The following is an 18,911-nucleotide window of genomic DNA, read 5'->3' as shown; positions in this document are numbered from 1 at the left end:
GTCACTTCGGGAACTCGGATTTGGATACGCTTTCCCCGCCGACGGTGCGACTAGGGGAGGACGGGGCCGCATGTCAGACTCGTTTGTGCATCTGCACGTTCACACGGAGTACTCCATGTTGGATGGAGCCGCCCGTTTGAAGCAAATGTTCAAGCAGGTCGGCGACCTGGGCATGCCCGCCATCGCGATCACCGACCACGGCAACATGCACGGGGCCTACGACTTCTACAAGCAGGCGACCGGGGCGGGGATCAAGCCGATCATCGGCATCGAGGCCTACGTCGCCCCGGCCTCCCGGCACCAGAAGAAGCCGGTGCTGTGGGGCGAGCCGCACCAGAAGCGCGACGACGTCTCGGCGGGTGGCTACTACACCCACATGACCATCTGGGCGAAGAACGCCAAGGGTCTGAGCAACCTGATGAAGCTCTCCTCGCGCGCCTACACCGAGGGCTTCGTCCGTAAGTGGGCGCGGATGGACGCGGAGATCCTCGCCGAGCACGCCGAGGGGCTGATGGCCACCACCGGCTGCCCGTCGGGCGAGGTGCAGACCCGCCTGCGCCTGGGGCAGTATGACGAGGCGGTCGCGGCGGCGGCCAGGTTCCAGGAGCTGTTCGGCAAGGAGAACTACTACCTGGAGATCATGGATCATGGGCTCGACATCGAGCGCAGGGTCCGGGACGGGCTGACCCGCATCTCGCGCGAGCTGGACATCCCGCCGCTGGTGACCAACGACTCCCACTACACCTACGAGTCGGACGCGACCTCCCACGACGCGCTGCTGTGCATCCAGACCGGCAAGCAGCTGTCCGACCCCGACCGCTTCCGGTTCGACGGCAGCGGCTACTACATCAAGAACGCCGACGAGATGCGCGCGGTCGACTCCTCGGACCTGTGGGCCGAGGGCTGCCGCAACACCCTGCTGGTCGCCGAGAAGGTCGATCCGAGCGGCATGTTCGGTTTCAAGAACCTGATGCCGACCTTCCCCCTGCCCGAGGGGGAGACCGAGGAGAGCTGGTTCCGCAAGGAGATCTGGCGGGGCATGGAGCGGCGCTTCCCCGAGGGCGTCGACTCCGAGCACCGCACGCAGATCGAGTTCGAGATGGGCGTCATCCTGCAGATGGGGTTCCCCTCCTACTTCCTCGTGGTCGCCGACTTCATCATGTGGGCCAAGAACAACGGCATCCGGGTCGGTCCCGGCCGTGGCTCGGCCGCAGGCTCACTGGCCGCGTACGCGCTGGGCATCACCGACCTGGACCCGCTGCCGCACGGGCTGATCTTCGAGCGGTTCCTCAACCCCGACCGCGTCTCCATGCCCGACGTCGACATCGACTTCGACGAGCGCAGGCGCGGCGACGTGATCCGGTACGTGACGGAGAAGTACGGGGCCGACAAGGTCGCCATGATCGCCACCTTCGGCACCATCAAGGCGAAGGCCGCCATCAAGGACGCGGCTCGCGTCCTGGGCCATCCGTACGCGCTGGGCGACAAGGTCTCCAAGGCGTTCCCGCCCGCGGTGATGGGCAAGGACATCCCGCTCTCCGGCATCTTCGACAAAGATCATCCGCGCTACAACGAGGCCGGCGAGCTGCGCAGGCTGTACGAGGAGGACGTCGACGTCAAGTCGGCGATGGACCTCGGCAGGGGCCTGGAGGGCCTGATCCGGCAGACCGGCGTGCACGCCGCCGGGGTCATCATGTCGGCCGAGGTGCTGACCGACTACATCCCGATCATGCGCCGGGACTCCGACGGTGTGATCATCACGCAGTTCGACTACCCGACCTGCGAGACGCTCGGCCTGCTGAAGATGGACTTCCTGGGCCTGCGCAACCTCACGATCATCGACGACTGCCTGAAGATGATCGAGGCCAACACCGGCGAGCGGATCGACCTGCTCAAGCTGCCGCTGGACGATCGCAAGACCTACGAGCTGCTCGGCCGGGGCGACACCCTGGGGGTGTTCCAGCTGGACGGCGGCGGCATGCGGTCGCTGCTGCGGCTGATGAAGCCCGACAACTTCGAGGACATCTCCGCCGTCGGCGCGCTGTACCGGCCCGGCCCGATGGGCGCCAACTCGCACACCAACTACGCGCTGCGCAAGAACGGCCAGCAGGAGATCGTCCCGATCCACCCGGAGTTCGAGGAGTCGCTGCAGGAGATCCTCGGCACCACGTACGGCCTGATCGTCTATCAGGAGCAGGTCATGGCCATCGCGCAGAAGGTCGCCGGGTTCTCGCTCGGCAAGGCCGACCTGCTGCGCCGCGCGATGGGCAAGAAGAAGAAGGCGGAGCTGGACAAGCAGTTCGAGTCCTTCGAGCAGGGCATGAAGGACAACGGCTACTCCGCGGCCGCGATCAAGACGCTCTGGGACATCCTGCTGCCCTTCTCCGACTACGCCTTCAACAAGGCGCACAGCGCCGCCTACGGCCTGGTCTCCTACTGGACCGCCTACCTCAAGGCCAACTACCCGGCCGAGTACATGGCCGGGCTGCTGACCTCGGTCAAGGACGACAAGGACAAGTCGGCCCTCTATCTCAACGAGTGCCGCCGGATGGGCATCAAGGTGCTGCCGCCGGACGTCAACGACTCCGACTTCGACTTCACGCCGCGCGGCACCGACGTCCGGTTCGGCCTGTCGGCCATCCGCAACGTCGGCGGCAACGTGGTCGACGGGATCATCGCCGCGCGCAGGGAGAAGAGCCGCTTCGCCGACTTCAAGGACTTCCTGCGCAAGGTCCCCATGGTCGTCTGTAACAAGCGGGTCATCGAGTCGCTGATCAAGGCCGGTGCCTTCGACTCCTTCGGGCACGTGCGCAAGGGCCTGGTGATGGTCCACGAGCAGGCGGTCGACAGCATCATCGGCATCAAGAAGAACGAGGCCCAGGGACAGGACTCGCTGTTCGGCGCCGTCGAGGGGGCCGAGGACCAGACCTTCGACGTGCAGATCCCGGTGGGCGAGTGGGACAAGAACACGCTGCTGCAGTTCGAGCGGGAGATGCTCGGCCTGTACGTCTCCGACCATCCGCTCTTCGGCGTGGAGCACATCCTCGCCTCCGGCGCCGACTGCTCGATCGCCTCGCTCCAGGACGAGCACCGGCCGGACGGTCAGGTCGTCACCGTCGGCGGCATCCTGAGCGGGGTGCAGCGCAAGGTCACCAAGAAGGGCGACACCTGGGTGCTGACCCAGCTGGAGGACCTGGAGGGTGCCATCGAGGTGATGATCTTCCCCTCGGCCTACCAGCTCTGCGCGACCGTGCTCGCCGAGGACGCCATCGTCTTCGTCAAGGGCCGCCTGGACAAGCGCGAGGACGTCGGAAAGATCATCGCCATGGAGGTGACGGCTCCGGACCTGACCCGTGAGGCCGGTGGTCCCCTGGCGGTCAGCCTCGCCCTGACCCGCTGCACCCCGCCGGTGGTCGGCCGGCTCAAGGAGGTGCTGACCGCCCATCCGGGCACCACCGAGGTGCACCTGCAGGTGCACAACGGCCCCAAGACCACCATCATGCGCCTCGACGACCGGCTGCGGGTCTCGCCGTCCCCGGCCCTGATGGGCGATCTGAAGCAGCTGCTCGGCCCCGCCTGCCTGGGGGCGTGAGAGCGGGCGCCGAGTCGTCTCTGTGGCACGCCGCCTCCGGGCACATCGCGAGGTGCCCGGAGGCGGCGTTGTGCTCCTCCGGCGCGCCGGGTTTCGGGTTAGGAAACCTTCCTAACTTCCGTTGACAGCCTCCCCGGCGGCTTGTCACTATGCCGGAGAGTGGCTTGGCGCGGCGTCCCGGAGGGGACGTGACGCGCTCAGCGAGGGATCGTGCTGCCCCGGCCACGTTGTGCACGGCGCCGCGACGGGCGTCGTGATCATCGTCTCTAGCCCCCACAGGAGACAAGCACGTGTCATCAAGCACGCCTCACCCCGCCCCCCACCGCCTCCTTCTCATCCTCTCGGCGGTTACCGTCCTCCTCGCCGGGGTCCTGGTCACCACCGGCCGCGCCGAAGCCGCCGAGACCCTGCTGTCGCAGGGCAGGCCCGCCTCCTCCTCGTCCAAGGAGGGCTCCTCCTACAGCTCGGGCAAGGCGGTCGACGGCGACCTCACCTCGACCCGCTGGGCCTCCCTGGAGGGCAGCGATCCCCAGTGGATCCGCGTCGACCTGGGCGTGATCTCCCCGATCTCCCGGGTCAAGCTGTTCTGGGAGGCCGCCTACGGCAAGGCGTACACGATCCAGGTCTCCGACGACGCCGCGAACTGGACCACCGTCTACTCCACGAGCAGCGGCGACGGCGGCCAGGACGACCTGACCGGCCTGTCGGGCTCCGGGCGCTACGTCCGCATGCACGGCACGGTCAGGGGCACCTCCTACGGCTACTCCCTGTACGAGTTCCAGGTGTTCGGCGGCGGCACCTCCACACCCAGCCCCACCCCGACGGTGACTCCGGGCGACACCTTCGTCGTCGCGGCCGCCGGTGACATCGCGGCCCAGTGCACCGCGAGCTCCAGCTCCTGCGCCCACCCCAAGACGGCGGCACAGGTCCAGGCGATGAACCCCGAGTTCGTCATCACCATGGGCGACAACCAGTACGACGACGCCCGGCTCTCGGACTTCCAGAACTACTACGACAAGACGTGGGGCAGGTTCAAGAGCAAGACGCGCCCCGCCGTCGGCAACCACGAGACCTACGACCCGGCCGGAACCTACGCGGGATACAAGGGCTACTTCGGCTCCATCGCCACCCCGCAGGGCAAGACCTACTACAGCTACGACCGGGGCAACTGGCACTTCATCGCCCTTGACTCCAACTACTTCGACCAGACGGCCCAGATCAACTGGCTCAAGGCCGACCTGGCCGCGAACACCAAGGGCTGTATCGCCGCCTACTGGCACCACCCGCTGTTCAGCTCCGGCGAGCACGGCAACGACCCGGTCGGCAAGCCGGTCTGGAAGATCCTCTATGCCGCCGGAGCCGACCTGGTGCTCAACGGCCACGACCACCACTACGAACGGTTCGCCCCGCAGAACCCCGACGCCCAGGCCGACCCCAAGGGCATGGTGGAGATCCTCGGAGGCATGGGCGGCGCCTCACCGTACGGGATCACGAACGTCCAGCCCAACAGCCAGAAGCGGCTGGTGGACGTCTACGGCGTGGTCAAGATGACCTTCGCCCCGGCCGCGTTCTCCTGGCAGCTGATCGGCGCCGACGGTTCGGTCAAGGACACCGGCCCCACCTACGCCTGCCACTAGATGTACGTCTCGGCAAGCCGGACCGCGGACGGAGCACGTCCGCGGCCCCGGTTCTCCTGGGCCGTCCCCGGGAACGTGTTCGCGCTCGGGGCGGTCAGCCTGGTCACCGACGTCTCCTCGGAGATGGTCACGGCCGTGCTGCCGCTCTACCTGACGCTCTTCCTCGGTCTCAGCCCGCTGCAGTTCGGCCTGCTCGACGGGCTCTCCTTCGGCCTGACGGCGCTGGTCCGCCTCGCCGGGGGCAACCTCGCCGACCGGTGGCAGCGGCGCAAACTCATCGCCGGGATCGGGTACGGGCTGTCCGCGCTCTGCAAGCCGGCCCTGCCGGCGGCGGGCGGCTCGGTCGCGGCGCTGAGCGCGGTGATCGCCGTCGACAGGACCGGCAAGGGACTGCGCACGGCCCCGCGTGACGCGCTGATCTCGCTGAGCGTCCCGGCCGGCAGGCTCGGTCAGGCGTTCGGCGTGCACCGGGCCATGGACACCGTCGGCGCGCTGCTCGGCCCGCTGGTGGCGTTCGCCGTCCTGACGGGCACCGGCGGGGCCTACGACGCGGTGTTCGTGGTCAGCTTCTGCGTGGCCGTGCTCGGCGTGCTGCTGCTGGTCATGTACGTCCGTGACCGGCGCGCCCCGCTGTCCGCCCCGCGCCCGGCCACCTCGCCGCGCGCCGCGCTGGGACTGCTGCGCGACGCGGCGTTCCGGCGGGTGTGCGTGGTGGCCGCGGTTCTCGGCCTGGTCACCGTCGGCGACGCGTTCGTCTACCTGCTGCTGCAGAGGCGCGGCGGGATCGACGCGGTGTACTTCCCGCTGTTGTCGATCGGCACGGCCGCCGTCTACCTGCTGCTGGCCGTGCCCCTCGGGCGGCTCGCGGACCGGCTGGGCCGGGTGCCGGTCTTCCTGGCCGGGCACGTCGCCCTGATCGTCGCCTACCTCGTGCTGCTCGGACCGGGATGGCTCGTCGCGGTGCTGATCCTGCACGGGACCTTCTACGCCGCGACCGACGGCGTGCTGATGGCCGTGGCCGGGCCGGTGCTCCCCGAGCACCTGCGTACGAGCGGCCTGGCCCTGCTCCAGACCGGTCAGGCGACGGCCCGGTCGCTGTCATCCGTCCTGTTCGGCGCCGTCTGGACGGCGTGGGGAAGCACCCAGGGACTGGCCGTCATGGCGGCGGGCCTCGCGGCCTGCGTGCCCGGCGCCTGGTTCGTGATGAGGAGGTACCTGTGACGTCGCTCCTGGGGTCGCCACTTCGGGCGGGGAGGCGGTCGTGACCCCGGTCAGGCGCCTGCCGGCGCTGCTCGTCGTGGTGGCCGTCCTCGGCGGCACGGCGGTCGGCTACGCGGCCTGGGCCGCACGCCGCGACCCCGTCCCGGTCTCGGCACCGGCGGCGGACGGCGGAGTACTCCGTCCCGGGCGGCTGATGTTCCGTACGGCCGCCGGCCAGGTCGCCGGGGTGCCGCTCGGCGACATCTCGGCCCTGCCCGCCGCCGCGGGTCCGGTCTGTGACCGGTTCTCCACGGCGGGTGGCACCTCGATCTGCCTGGTCGCCAGGCCCGGGGCGCTGGTCAGCACGGACGCGGTGATCCTCGACCGCTCCATGCGGGAGACCCGGCGGATCAGGCTGGCCGGGATCCCGAACCGGGCGAGGATGTCGCAGAGCGGCCGGATGGCGTCGTGGACCGTGTTCGTCACCGGCGACTCCTACAACGAGGGCGGCTTCTCCACCTGGACGGGGATCCTCGACACCCGCACCGGCTACGCCGTCACCAACATGGAGGACATCCCGCTGACCCTGAACGGCCGCCGTCACCACGCGGTCGACGTGAACTACTGGGGGGTGACCTTCGCCGCCGACGACAACCGGTTCTACGCGACCCTCGCCACCGGCGGGAGGACCTATCTCGTCGAGGGCGACTACGCCAACTGGCGGGTGCGGGCGCTCAGGGAGAACGCCGAGTGCCCGTCGCTGTCTCCCGACGGGACCCGGCTGGTGTTCAAGAAGCGGGTCTCCGCCGACCCGCGCCGGATGTGGCGGCTCCACCTGCTGGAGCTGTCGACGATGCGGGAGACGCCGCTGGCCGAGACCGCGAGCATCGACGACCAGGTGGCGTGGCTCGACGGGCGTACCGTGATGTACGCCAAGGGGCCGGACGTCTGGTCGGTCCCCGCCGACGGATCCGGTGCCCCGGCCCCGCTGGTGAGGGGGGCGTCGTCCCCGGTCGTGGTCCGGTGACCACGACCGGCCCGGGTCGGTCCTACCACGCGTCGCCGGGCGGCAGGCCGCTTCCGCTTTCCCCGTCGTGATCCTCCGAGGCCGCGGCCCGGTGGAAGCCGCGGTTCCGGTGGAAGCCGTGGTCCCGGGGGAAACCGCGGTTCCGGAAGAAACCGCGAGGCCGGCGGGGCCCGTCCGCGTGGGCGTCCTCCCCGTCACGGCGCTCCCCATTACGGCGCTTGGCCTTCTCGGCCTCCTCGGCCTCCTTCAGGCCCGGGGTGAACCCGCCGCCGAAACGGCCCATGTCCGGCTGGTGGAAGGAACGCGGCGAGACGTCCCGCAGGGCGGCGGACATGGACGACACCCAGATCGGCCCCGGCAGGGAGGCCCCCTGGACCGCTCCGTAGTACTCGCCGCCGATCTCGACGTCGCGCAGCGGGTAGCGGTAGGAGCCGCGGATGTCGCCCACGCTGACCGCCGCGGCCAGGTCGGGGGTGTAGCCGGCGAACCAGGCCGACGTGTAGCCGTTGTTGGTGCCGGTCTTGCCCGCCGCCGGGCGGCCGATGCTCTGACCGGTCATGGTGCCCTTGGTGAACACCCCGGACAGCAGGTAGTTGACCGCGTCGGCCACGTCGCGCTCGATCGCCTGCGCGCAACTGGGCGGGACGCGGAAGTGCCTGCCGTTCCGCTCGACGATCTCGACGATGGACAGCGGACGGCAGTAGCGGCCCCGCGCTCCGAACGCGGCGAACGCCGCCGCCACGGTCACCGGGTCCATCTCGTTCACCCCCAGGGTGAAGGTCGGCACCTCCCGCAGCGGGGCGCCGTCGGCGCGGGCGATGCCCATCGCCTTGGCGGTCCTGACGACCGGGCACAGGCCCACCCGCTGCTCCAGCATCATGTAGAAGATGTTCACCGACTTCCAGGTGCCGGTGGACAGGCTCTGCGGGCCGCCCTTGCCCTCGCCGCTCGCGTTGAAGATCTCCGCGCCGGGGTCGTTGACCTTGCGGCCCCGGCAGTCCCTGAAACCGCTGTCGGGTACGAAACTGCCGGGCGTCATGAATCCCTGGTCGAACCGCCAGCCCTGGCCGAGCGCGGTCGCCAGGGTGAACACCTTGAACGTCGACCCCGCCTGGAATCCCTGGCCGCCTCCGTGCGCGGTGTCGGCGACCAGGTTGTAGGTGGTGCGGGGGCCGTTGTTCTTGTTGCCGCTGTTGAGACCGTACCTCTTGCTCGCCGCCATGGCCCGGATCCGCCCGGTGCCAGGCTGGATCATGGCCTCGGCGGCGACCTCGGTGTCCTTGGTGCCGACGCGCGCGGCGATGGCGCGTTCCGCGGCCCGCTGGGCCCGCGGCGCCAGGGTGGTGCGGAGCACCAGCCCGCCCCTGGCCAGGCGGCGCTCCCGCTCCGCGCGGCTGTGACCGAAGACCGGGTTGGTCAGCAGCTCCCTGTGCACGTACAGGCAGAAGTAGGGATAGACGCTCCCGTCGCAGCCGCCGGGCTGCGGCTGCAGCCGGAGGTTCAGCGGCCGTCTCATGGCGGCCTCCGCCTGGGGCCGGGGGACGTACGACAGCTGGGCCATCCGCTCCAGGACGATGTCCCTGCGCTCTCGCAGCCTCTTCCTGCGCGCCGCGTCCAGCGACGGGTCCGTGGCGTACGGGGTGCGGACCGCGCCGGCCAGTGTCGCCGCCTGCGCCAGGGACAGCCGGGAGGCCGCGACCGAGAAGAACCGCTGGGCGGCGGCCTCCACCCCGAAGGCCCCCGCGCCGAAATAGGCGATGTTGAGGTAGCGCTCCAGGATCTCGGCCTTGGTGTACTTCTTCTCCATCGCCAACGCGTACCGCAGCTCGGTGATCTTGCGCTGGATGCTGGGCGCGCGGGCCTGGGCGCGTTCGGTCTCGGTCTCGGAGTTCTCGACCAGGATGTTCTTCACGAGCTGCTGGGTGAGCGAGGAGCCGCCCTGGCGCACCCCGCCCGCCTTGGTGTTGGTCACCAGGGCGCGCAGGGTGCCCTTGACGTCCAGGCCCGCGTGCTCGTAGAAGCGCGAGTCCTCGATCGCCACGATCGCCTCACGCATGACGGGGGCGACCTGGTCGAGTCGTACGACGGTCCGGTTCTCCGTGTAGAACTGGGCGAACCGCTTGCCGTTCCGGTCCAGGAGCACGGTGCGCTGGGCGAGCGGGTTCTCCCGGGGGCTCGGCGGCAGGTCCGTCAGGGTTCTCGTGACGTTGTTGACGGTGATCCCCACCGTGCCGACCAGCGGCAGCGCGGCCAGGGCGGCCAGCAGCCCGCCGAGCACCCCGCAGGCCGCCAGAACGCGCAGGCACGCGCCGGGTCCGCGTCTCACCTCCGGGTGCGATGTCACACAAGGTAACGTGCAACCGGATGATCACCCATAAACACCCGGTTGCCAATCCTTACCCGTCCTGCACCTTTTCTCGACTGATCTTCAGCCCGAGAGAGGCGAACTGCTCGAACGGCCGGTGGTAGCCCCGCTCGATGTGGTGCACCCCGCGCAGCGTGGAGACGCCCTCCGCGGCGGCCGCGGCCAGCACGGCGGAGAATCCGGCCCGGATGTCGGGCAGCGTCACGTCGGCGCCGCTCAGCCTGGACACGCCGCGCACGACCGCCGAGTGCTTGGCGTTGGTGTCGTGGTAGCGGCAGGCCGGGCCGCCCAGGCAGACGTCGAACACCTCGATCTCGCAGCCCATCTTCTGCAGGGCGGGCACGTAGACCAGGCGGTTCTCGAACACGGTCTCGTGCAGCACCGACATGCCCTGGGCCTGGGTGAACAGCACCATCAGGGGCGTCTGCCAGTCGGTCATGAACCCCGGGTGCGTGTCGGTCTGCACCGCCGCGGCCCGCAGCCCGTGCGGCGCCGACGCCGACAGGTAGTCGTCGGTGATGTCGACCTCGGCGCCCATCCTGGCCAGGGTGGTGATCGCGGTGACCAGCCGGTCCTGCGGGCAGCCGTGCACCCGTACCTGGCCGCCGGTGATCAGACCGGCCGCCAGGTAGGAGAACGCCTCGATACGGTCCCCGTTGAGCCAGGTGGAGGCGCCGTGCAGGCGCTCCACCCCCTCGATCACGATGCGCCGGTCCGGGCTCAGCTCGATGCGCGCGCCCATGCGCTGCAGGAACAGGGCGAGCTCCACCACCTCGGGCTCCATCGCCGCGCCCTTCAGCACGGTCTTGCCCTCGGCCAGCACCGCGGACATCAGGATCGTCTCGGTGGCGCCGACGCTGGGGTAGGGAAGTTCGAGCCGGGTGCCGCGCAGCCGTTTGGCCTTGGCGTACACGCCGGTGTCGCTCACCTCGACCTCGGCGCCCATCGCGCGCAGCGCCTCGACGTGGAAGTCGACGGGCCGGCGGCCGATCGGGTCGCCGCCGACCAGCGGTACGAACGCCTCGCCCGCCAGGTGCAGCAGCGGGCCCAGCATCAGGATCGGGATCCGGTTGAGGCCGGTGAACGCCGCCGGTACGTGCGGGTTGACCTGCTCTCCGGGAGCGACGGTGATCTCCCCGGAGCTGATCTCCACGTCGATGCCGAGCGCCCTCAGCATCTGCGCGGTGATCCCCACCTCGCCCACGTCCGGGGCGTTCTGGATCGTGCTCTCACCGGTGCCGAGCATCGCGGCGACCATGTGCTTGGAGACGCCGTTCTTGGAGCCGCGGACCTCGACGTCACCGCGGAGCGGCCCGGAGGGTTCGATCAACCATGCCTCTTCGTTCACCCCGTAAGCGTAACGGGATTCGGTCGGGACCTCGGGTGGCGCCGGGCGGGCGGATGGGTAACATCGGGCACATCTGCACAGAGGGTGAGGGGGCCGTGGTGCGCGCTGTGCGTGACTTCGTGATCACTGTGCTGGTGCTCGCCCTGGCCGGAGCCGGCGCCGGGATCCTGTGGTCGCTGGCCGCGCCGCGCCCCCCGTACGTCATGACGGGCAAGGGGCCGCTGCTGGCCGATCCCTCCACGCAGGCGCTGATCGCCGCCGACGGCTGGTTCGCCGTCATCACGGGCGTGCTCGGGCTGGTCTGCGGGGTCATCGGCTACGGCGTGTCGCGCGGGGGCCGCCCGCTGCCGGTGGTGGTGGGCCTGGCCGCGGGCGGCCTGCTCGGCGCGCACCTCACGCTGCTGGTCGGCGAGGCGGCCAACCTCGGCGCGGTGAGCGTCGTCGCCTCGGGGAGCTCCGTGCCGCTGGTCCCGGGGCCGCTGGCGCTGACCGCCAGGGGCGTGCTGTACGCGTGGCCGACGCTGGCCGCCGGCGCCTTCTTCGTCCTGGAGGGCGTCGCGGGCTACCGCGACTCGCCGCTGCGCCATCCGTTCGGCGCCGACCCCTACGGGCCGCTGCCGTCGCACGACATCGACGGCCGGTAGGCGCGGCGGCCGCGGTCAGCGGGGCGGCCTGCGCGCGCCGTGCCCGGTGGCGCGCTCGAAGGCGTGGGCCAGCCGGAGCACCGCCATGTCGGCGAAGGGGCGCCCGACGATCTGCACGCCCACCGGCAGCCCGTCCGAGGTGAACCCGCACGGCACCGACGCCGCCGGCGCGTGCAGCACGCTGATCCAGTAGGCCGAGCGCATCCACGCCAGGTAGTCGGGCAGCGCCTGCCCGTTGATCTCCGAGACGTGCGGGGCGTCCACCGGGAACGGTGGTACCTGGCTGACCGGGGCGATCAGGAAGTCGTGCTTGTCGAAGAAGGCGTCCATCCGCCGGTAGAGCCCGCTGCGCAGCCGCTCGGCGCGGGCCAGGTCGGCCCCGGTCACCTCGCGGCCCCGCTCGACGTTCCAGCGCACGTTCGCCCCCAGGCGCTCCTGCGGCAGGTCGCCGTAGCAGAGCGCGTAGTACCACGCCCGGTAGATCCGGAAGGCGTCCTCGGCGTCCGACAGGTCCAGCTCCACCAGCTCCACCCGTGCGCCCAGCTCCGCGAGCACGGCCGGGGCGTCCGCGGTGACCTTGGCGGTCTCCGCGTCGACGGGCAGCCCGCCCAGGTCCGGGCTCCAGGCCACGCGCAGCCCGGTCAGGTCCGCCTCCAGCGGCCCGGCGAAGACGGTGCCGCTCTCGGCGATCGACAGGGGGGAGGAGGCGTCGAACCCGGCGATCGCGCTCATCAGCAGCGCCAGGTCCCCGGCGGTACGGGCCATCGGCCCCGGCACGCCGAGGGTGAACCAGGCCGCGACGGCCGACGGCGCCGGCACCCGCCCGGGGGTGGGCCGCAGCCCTGCCACGTTGCAGAAGGAGGCGGGGTTGCGCAGCGAGCCGCCCATGTCGGAGCCGTCGGCCAGCGCCACCATGCCGGTGGCCAGCGCGGCGGCGGCCCCACCGCTGCTGCCCCCGGCCGACCTGGTCGGGTCGTAGGGGTTGCGGGTGGCGCCGAAGATCTCGTTCACGGTGTGCGAGCCGGTGCCGAACTCCGGGGTGTTGGTCTTGCCGACCGTGATCGCCCCGGCCTCGCGCATCCGCCGCACGATCGGCGCGTCGGTGTCGGGGACGTGGTCGGCGAAGAGCGGCGAGCCGTACGTGGTGCGGATCCCCGCGGTGTCGGCCAGGTCCTTGTGCGCGACCGGCAGCCCGTGCAGCGGTCCCCGCCAGCGGCCGCGGGCCAGGTCCCGGTCGGCCTCCTCCGCCTCCCGCCTGGCGCGCTCGGCGGTCAGCGTGACGATCGCGTTGACCGCCGGGTTGACCTCCTCGATCCGCCGCAGGTGCGCCTCCAGCAGCTCGACCGCGCTGACCTGCCTGGTGCGCAGCAGTTCGAGCATCTCGGTAGCGGTGAGGTAGTGCATCTGTCCCCCGATCGGTACGGCCTGTCGCAGAAGAGTCTGGCCGAACGCCGCCGCGTGCCGCCTCGGCAACCTTCGACAGGACGGCCCGGGGACCTCCGGCCCACCTTGTGCGGCGGGCCGGGGTCTGGCCGGCTCTCCTCCGGCCGAAAGCCTTCGCTAGCCGCTCTTGCCGATGGGCGCGGTGACGGCTCCGGTGAGGCGTACCAGCTCCGAGGGGGAGGTCTCGATCTGCAGCCCGCGCCGGCCGGCGGAGAAGTAGATCGTCGGAAAGTCCAGCGCGGAGGCGTCGACCACGGTCGGCAGACGCTTGCGCTGCCCCAGCGGGCTGATGCCACCGACCACGTAGCCGGTCACCCGCTCCACCTTGGCCGCGTCGGCCATCGCGGCCCGCTTGCTCCTCAGCGCCGCCGCGAACGCCTTGAGATCGAGTTTGCCCGCCACCGGCACCACCGCGACGGCCAGCCCGCCCTCCACCTCGGCCACCAGGGTCTTGAAGATCTGCCCGTACGGCACGCCGAGGGCGTCCGCCGCCTCCTCGCCGTAGGCCTGCGCGTTCGCGTCGTGCTCGTAGGGGTGCAGGGTGAAGTCGGCTCCCGCCTGGGTCAGGGCCACGGTCGCGGGGGTTCCCTGACCGCCCTTGCTCTTGCTCTTGCTCACGGGGAGAGCGTAGCGGCTGGTTAAAATCTACATAGTAAAGGCACTGTCCGGATAATGGACGCGACGATACCGGGTGGCGGACCTCCGTAGACTGAACGAGTGATTTCGCGTACCGACCTGCGAGGCCCTCTGCCCGAGGACCTTCGCGACGTGCTGCCCCGCGCCGACCTCGACGTCGAAGCCGCCCTGGAGAAGGTGCGGCCCATCTGCGACGACGTGCATCATCGTGGGGTCGCCGCGGTGCGGGAGCTGACCGCCAGGTTCGACGGCGTCGAGCTGGAGTCCACCAGGGTGTCGGCCGAGGCGATCTCCGGGGCGCTGGAGGGGCTCGACCCGAAGGTCAGGGCGGCTCTGGAGGAGTCGATCCGCCGCGCCCGCCTCGTCCACCGTGACCAGCGGCGCACCGACGTCACCACCCAGGTCGTGCCGGGCGGCACCGTCACCGAGCGCTGGGTGCCCGTCGACCGGGTGGGGCTGTACGTCCCCGGCGGCCGGGCGGTCTACCCCTCCAGTGTGGTCATGAACGTCGTCCCGGCCCAGGAGGCGGGGGTGGCCTCCCTGGCGGTCTCCTCGCCCGCGCAGCGCGAGTTCGGCGGTCTGCCGCACCCGGCCATCCTGGCGGCGTGCGCGCTGCTCGGGGTGGACGAGGTCTACGCGGTCGGCGGCGCCCAGGCGGTGGCGATGTTCGCCTACGGCACCGAGGAGTGCCCGCCGGTCACCATGGTCACCGGCCCCGGCAACATCTGGGTCGCCGCGGCCAAGCGCCTGCTCAAGGGCCGTATCGGCATCGACTCCGAGGCGGGTCCGACCGAGATCGCGATCCTCGCCGACTCCACGGCCAACCCGGTGCACGTCGCCGCCGACCTGATCAGCCAGGCCGAGCACGACACGATCGCCGCCGCCGTGCTGGTCACCGACTCGATGGAGCTGGCCGAGGCCGTCGAGCGGGAGCTGCCCCGGCAGGTCGCCGCCACCAAGCACACCGAGCGGATCACCGAGGCGCTCTCCGGGCGCCAGTCCGGCATCCTGCTGGTCGACGACATGGAGGCGGGGCTGCGCGTCGTCGACGCCTACGCCGCCGAGCACCTGGAGATCCACGCCGCGGAGGCGTCCGCGCTGGCCGCCCGGGTCCGCAACGCCGGGGCGATCTTCGTCGGGGCGTACGCGCCGGTCTCGCTGGGCGACTACATGGCCGGCTCCAACCACGTGCTGCCCACCGGCGGCTGCGCCTGCCACTCGTCGGGGCTGTCGGTGCAGACGTTCCTGCGCGGGGTGCACGTCGTCGACTACAGCCGCGAGGCGCTGGCCGGTGCCGCCGCCCACGTGTGCGTGCTGGCCGACACCGAGGACCTGCCGGCGCACGGTGCGGCGATCAGGGCGCGGTTCGCCTGGGAGGTGCCCTCGTGAGTGCCGTTCCCTTTCCGGTTCGAGGTGGAGATCCCGTCGTGAAGCTCGAAGACCTGCCGATCCGAGACGACCTCCGGGGGCGCACGCCGTACGGTGCCCCCCAGATCGATGTCCCGGTCAGGCTCAACACCAACGAGAACCCCTACGGGCCCTCGGCCTCGCTGGTCGCCGAGCTGGCGGAGGCCGTACGGGGCGTCACCGCCGACCTCAACCGCTACCCCGACCGCGACGCGCTCGACCTGCGCCGGGAGCTGGCCGACTATCTCGGTCACGGCCTCGCCGTGGAGCAGGTCTGGGCCGCCAACGGCTCCAACGAGGTGCTCCAGCAGATCCTGCAGGCCTTCGGCGGCCACGGCCGCGCCGCGATGGGTTTCGAGCCGTCCTACTCGATGCACCCGATCATCACCACCGGCGCCTCGACCGAGTGGATCTCCGGGGCGCGTGAGGACGACTTCGGGATCGACCCGGGCAAGGCGGTCGCCGCGATCGAGGAGCACCGGCCCGACGTCGTCTTCCTGACCTCGCCCAACAACCCGACCGGTACCGCCCTGGACCCGGAGGTGATCGCCCGGATCGTCGAGGCGGCGCCGGGCATGGTGGTGGTGGACGAGGCCTACTTCGAGTTCGCCCGTACCGGCACCCCGTCGGCGCTGACCCTGCTGCCGGACAACCCCCGGCTGATCGTCACGCGGACGATGTCCAAGGCGTTCGCCATGGCCGGCACCCGGCTCGGTTACCTGGCCGCCCATCCGGCGGTGGTCGAGGCGTTGCTGCTGGTCCGCCTGCCCTACCACCTGTCCACGCTCACCCAGACGGCGGCGCGCGTCGCGCTCGCCCACCGCGCCGAACTGCTCGGCGCCGTCGACGAGCTGCGGGCCGAGCGCGACGCCGTGGTGGACTGGTTGCGCGCCCGGGGGCTGAAGGTCGCCGACTCGGACGCCAACTTCGTGCTGTTCGGGCTGTTCGCGGACCGGCGCGCGGTGTGGCAGGGCCTGCTGGAGCGCGGGGTGCTGATCCGCGAGGTGGGACCGCCCGGGTGGCTGAGAGTGTCCATCGGAACGACAGAGGAGATGGCGGCGTTCCGCGCCGCTCTGGAGGAGATCCTGTGAGCATCACTGCCGGCGGCGAGGCCGCACCGCGTCGCGGTCGCGTCGAGCGCGTCACCAAGGAGACCTCGGTGCTGGTCGAGGTCGACCTCGACGGCACCGGGAACGTCGAGGTGTCCACCGGTGTCGGGTTCTTCGACCACATGCTGAACCAGCTCGGCAAGCACGGGCTGTTCGACCTGCTCGTGAAGACCGAGGGTGACCTGCACATCGACGCCCACCACACGATCGAGGACACCTCGCTCGCGCTGGGCGCCGCGTTCCGTGAGGCTCTGGGCGACAAGTCGGGCCTGCGGAGGTTCGGCAGCGCCTCCTGCCCGCTGGACGAGTCGCTGGCGGAGGTCACGGTCGACCTGTCGGGGCGGCCGTACCTGGTGCACAGCGAGCCCGAGGGCATGGCTCCGATGATCGGCCCGGAGTACGACACGACGATGACCAGGCACATCCTGGAGTCGTTCGTCGCCCAGGCCGCGATCTGCCTGCACGTGCGCGTCCCCTACGGCCGCAACGCCCACCACATCGTGGAGGCGCAGTTCAAGGCCCTGGCCAGGGCGCTGCGGGCGGCGTCCGAGCGTGACCCGCGCGCCACCGGGGTGCCGAGCACGAAGGGTGTGCTGTGATTCTTCCCGACGGGAGGGGGAGGCGGCCGTGAGTGACAACTGGTCGGCCATGGTGATGGCCTTCGTCGCGCTTTTCCTGGTGGGTGGGATCGTCTCATTCCTCAAACAGGGGCTGAAGAAGGGCGCGGTGCTGCTCGCCGCTCTCGCGGCCCTGGCGACCACGGCGGCGGTGCTCTGGTGGTGAAGAAGGTAACCGTTCTCGACTACGGCTCGGGCAACCTCCGTTCGGCGGAGCGAGCGCTGGCCCGGGTCGGCGCGGAGGTCACGGTGACCGCCGACTACGAGGCGGCGATGGAGGCCGACGGGCTCCTGGTTCCCGGCGTGGGGGCGTTCGCCGCGTGCATGGCCGGGCTGCGCGCGGTGCGGGGTGAGCGGATCATCGCGCGGCGGCTGGCGGCCGGGCGGCCGGTGCTGGGCATCTGCGTCGGCATGCAGATCCTCTTCGAGACGGGTGTCGAGCACGGTGTCACGACCGAGGGATGCGGGGAGTGGCCGGGCACGGTGGAGTCCCTGGAGGCGCCGGTCCTGCCGCACATGGGCTGGAACACCGTCAAGGCACCCGCCGGGACCGTGCTGTTCGCCGGGCTTGAGGCGGACACCCGCTTCTACTTCGTGCACTCGTACGGCGTGCGATCCTGGGAGCTCCAGCCGGGGCCGGGGTTCGCCGACCCGCTGGTCACCTGGGCCGAGCACGGGGTGCCGTTCGTCGCGGCGGTGGAGAACGGCCCGCTGATGGCCACCCAGTTCCATCCGGAGAAGTCGGGCGACGCCGGAGCCCAGTTGCTCACCAACTGGCTCGGGACCGTCGGGTGAGTTTTTGATGGGCCTTCGATGAGTAAGGAACGGGCCAGGCGCAGGGCCGAGCGGGAGGCCGAGCAGGCGCGCTTGGCCGCGCTGCGCGCCGAGCGGGAGGCGCGGCTGGCGCGGCGGCGCGAGCGCATCGGCAAGGTGACCGCGTTGCTGCCGGGCAGGCCCGTCCGGATCGTCTCCCAGGGGGGCATCATGGCCCGCCGCCGCCGGGCGCAGAACGGCGTCGCGGCGGTGCTGTTCCTGATCGTGCAGGTGATCGTCTGGCTGCTGTGGTCCTCCTGGGCGGCGCGGTTCGGCGTGCTCGTGCTTTCCTTGCTGTTCGTTCCGCTTTTTCTCACCCTTGTCTTCGACCGGAGGTCTTGAACAGATGTCGCTTGAGCTGCTCCCCGCCGTGGACGTCGCCGACGGTCAGGCGGTCCGCCTGGTCCAGGGCGCGGCCGGCACCGAGACGTCGTACGGCGACCCCCTGTCCGCGGCGCTCGCCTGGCAGGAGGCCGGCGCCGAGTGGATCCACCTGGTCGACCTCGACGCGGCCTTCGGCCGGGGCAGCAACCGCGAGTTGCTCGCCACGGTGGTCGGCGCGCTGGATGTGAAGGTGGAGCTGTCCGGGGGCATCCGTGACGACGTCTCCCTGGAGCTCGCGCTGGCCACCGGCTGCCGCCGGGTGAACATCGGCACCGCGGCGCTGGAGAACCCCGCCTGGTGCTCCAAGATCATCTCTGAGTACGGTGACCGGGTCGCGATCGGCCTGGACGTCCGGGGGACCACCCTGGCCGCCCGGGGCTGGACCCAGGAGGGCGGTGACCTGTGGGAGGTGCTGGCCCGGCTGGAGAAGGACGGCTGCTCCCGCTACGTCGTCACCGACGTCACGAAGGACGGCACGCTGCGCGGCCCCAACCTGGACCTGCTCCGCGAGGTCTGCTCCCGCACCGACAGACCGGTGGTGGCCAGTGGCGGGGTCTCGTCCCTGGAGGACCTGCGCGCGCTGGCCTCGCTGGTCCCGATCGGCGTCGAGGGGGCCATCGTGGGCAAGGCGCTGTACGCGCAGGCCTTCACCCTCGAAGACGCCCTCGCCGCCGTCCGTTCGTGAGGAG

Annotated in this window: 16 protein-coding genes; 12 read left to right on the top strand and 4 right to left on the bottom strand. The window is 70.9% G+C overall.

The features are described 5' to 3' along the window. Window positions 1–70 precede the first annotated feature (70 nt). The 4 genes from dnaE to AB0J58_RS28685 all read left to right on the top strand — a co-directional run bounded on the left by dnaE (window position 71) and on the right by AB0J58_RS28685 (window position 7,456). Window positions 71–3,592, top strand: coding sequence for a DNA polymerase III subunit alpha (dnaE, locus tag AB0J58_RS28700; RefSeq protein ID WP_364221247.1), 3,522 nt, complete (start codon window positions 71–73; stop codon window positions 3,590–3,592). A gap of 290 nt (window positions 3,593–3,882) precedes the next feature. After that, window positions 3,883–5,229, top strand: coding sequence for a discoidin domain-containing protein (locus AB0J58_RS28695; RefSeq protein WP_364221244.1), 1,347 nt, complete (start codon window positions 3,883–3,885; stop codon window positions 5,227–5,229). Continuing rightward, the gene (locus AB0J58_RS28690) at window positions 5,230–6,450 is read left to right on the top strand and encodes an MFS transporter (RefSeq protein WP_364221241.1); all 1,221 of its coding nucleotides are present in this window, start codon (window positions 5,230–5,232) and stop codon (window positions 6,448–6,450) included. Between the two features lie 40 nt (window positions 6,451–6,490). After that, entirely contained in the window at window positions 6,491–7,456 is a 966-nt protein-coding gene (locus tag AB0J58_RS28685; RefSeq protein WP_364221238.1) for a hypothetical protein, read from the top strand. 22 nt (window positions 7,457–7,478) lie between these two features. Here AB0J58_RS28685 and AB0J58_RS28680 read toward each other — a convergent pair whose 3' ends face one another. Together AB0J58_RS28680 and murA are read right to left on the bottom strand one after the other, a co-directional pair. Beyond that, entirely contained in the window at window positions 7,479–9,782 is a 2,304-nt protein-coding gene (locus AB0J58_RS28680; RefSeq protein WP_364221235.1) for a transglycosylase domain-containing protein, read from the bottom strand. Between the two features lie 70 nt (window positions 9,783–9,852). Continuing rightward, the gene (murA, locus tag AB0J58_RS28675) at window positions 9,853–11,169 is read right to left on the bottom strand and encodes a UDP-N-acetylglucosamine 1-carboxyvinyltransferase (protein ID WP_343968630.1); all 1,317 of its coding nucleotides are present in this window, start codon (window positions 11,167–11,169) and stop codon (window positions 9,853–9,855) included. Between the two features lie 107 nt (window positions 11,170–11,276). On the opposite strand from murA, the gene AB0J58_RS28670 reads away from it, so the two are divergent. Beyond that, window positions 11,277–11,813: a hypothetical protein gene (locus tag AB0J58_RS28670; RefSeq protein ID WP_364221232.1), complete on the top strand. Its 537-nt coding sequence runs from the start codon at window positions 11,277–11,279 to the stop codon at window positions 11,811–11,813. A 15-nt stretch (window positions 11,814–11,828) separates the two neighbouring features. Here AB0J58_RS28670 and AB0J58_RS28665 read toward each other — a convergent pair whose 3' ends face one another. Then, window positions 11,829–13,286: an amidase gene (locus AB0J58_RS28665; RefSeq protein WP_364221229.1), complete on the bottom strand. Its 1,458-nt coding sequence runs from the start codon at window positions 13,284–13,286 to the stop codon at window positions 11,829–11,831. 87 nt (window positions 13,287–13,373) lie between these two features. After that, on the bottom strand, window positions 13,374–13,874 hold the full coding sequence (gene ybaK / locus AB0J58_RS28660; RefSeq protein ID WP_030919497.1) for a Cys-tRNA(Pro) deacylase: 501 nt from the start codon (window positions 13,872–13,874) through the stop codon (window positions 13,374–13,376). 99 nt (window positions 13,875–13,973) lie between these two features. On the opposite strand from ybaK, the gene hisD reads away from it, so the two are divergent. From hisD to priA, 7 genes are read left to right on the top strand one after another with little or no spacing between them, the layout of a single operon-like run. Beyond that, a complete protein-coding gene (hisD, locus tag AB0J58_RS28655; protein ID WP_364221225.1) occupies window positions 13,974–15,281 on the top strand; it encodes a histidinol dehydrogenase in 1,308 nt (435 codons plus the stop codon). 38 nt (window positions 15,282–15,319) lie between these two features. Continuing rightward, window positions 15,320–16,390 carry a histidinol-phosphate transaminase gene (locus AB0J58_RS28650; RefSeq protein ID WP_364221222.1) on the top strand — a complete coding sequence of 357 codons (1,071 nt, stop codon included), beginning with the start codon at window positions 15,320–15,322 and terminating at the stop codon, window positions 16,388–16,390. Beyond that, window positions 16,387–17,007 carry an imidazoleglycerol-phosphate dehydratase HisB gene (gene hisB, locus AB0J58_RS28645; RefSeq protein ID WP_364221220.1) on the top strand — a complete coding sequence of 207 codons (621 nt, stop codon included), beginning with the start codon at window positions 16,387–16,389 and terminating at the stop codon, window positions 17,005–17,007. Before AB0J58_RS28650 ends, hisB begins: the two co-directional genes overlap by 4 nt. 28 nt (window positions 17,008–17,035) lie before the next feature. Then, the gene (locus tag AB0J58_RS28640; RefSeq protein WP_343968644.1) at window positions 17,036–17,191 is read left to right on the top strand and encodes a hypothetical protein; all 156 of its coding nucleotides are present in this window, start codon (window positions 17,036–17,038) and stop codon (window positions 17,189–17,191) included. Beyond that, window positions 17,185–17,820: an imidazole glycerol phosphate synthase subunit HisH gene (gene hisH, locus AB0J58_RS28635; protein WP_343968646.1), complete on the top strand. Its 636-nt coding sequence runs from the start codon at window positions 17,185–17,187 to the stop codon at window positions 17,818–17,820. Before AB0J58_RS28640 ends, hisH begins: the two co-directional genes overlap by 7 nt. 18 nt (window positions 17,821–17,838) lie before the next feature. Next, complete coding sequence (locus AB0J58_RS28630; RefSeq protein WP_343968648.1) at window positions 17,839–18,180, top strand: hypothetical protein; 342 nt, start codon at window positions 17,839–17,841, stop codon at window positions 18,178–18,180. Window positions 18,181–18,184: 4 nt separating this feature from the next. Then, entirely contained in the window at window positions 18,185–18,907 is a 723-nt protein-coding gene (gene priA, locus AB0J58_RS28625; protein ID WP_364221217.1) for a bifunctional 1-(5-phosphoribosyl)-5-((5-phosphoribosylamino)methylideneamino)imidazole-4-carboxamide isomerase/phosphoribosylanthranilate isomerase PriA, read from the top strand. Window positions 18,908–18,911: the final 4 nt, after the last annotated feature.

Source organism: Streptosporangium sp. NPDC049644 (assembly GCF_040675205.1).
Classification (GTDB): Bacteria; Actinomycetota; Actinomycetes; order Streptosporangiales; family Streptosporangiaceae; genus Streptosporangium; species Streptosporangium fukuiense.
The sequence above is the reverse complement of the archived record's forward strand: the minus strand, read 5'-3'. Positions and strand labels throughout refer to the sequence as shown.

What these genes read in the sequence shown, in the direction of transcription:
- dnaE (WP_364221247.1), top strand. Translation starts at nt 71, where the DNA reads ATGTCAGACTCGTTTGTGCATCTGCACGTTCACACGGAGTACTCCATG.
- AB0J58_RS28690 (WP_364221241.1), top strand. Translation starts at nt 5,230, where the DNA reads ATGTACGTCTCGGCAAGCCGGACCGCGGACGGAGCACGTCCGCGGCCC.
- AB0J58_RS28630 (WP_343968648.1), top strand. Translation starts at nt 17,839, where the DNA reads ATGAGTAAGGAACGGGCCAGGCGCAGGGCCGAGCGGGAGGCCGAGCAG.
- priA (WP_364221217.1), top strand. Translation starts at nt 18,185, where the DNA reads ATGTCGCTTGAGCTGCTCCCCGCCGTGGACGTCGCCGACGGTCAGGCG.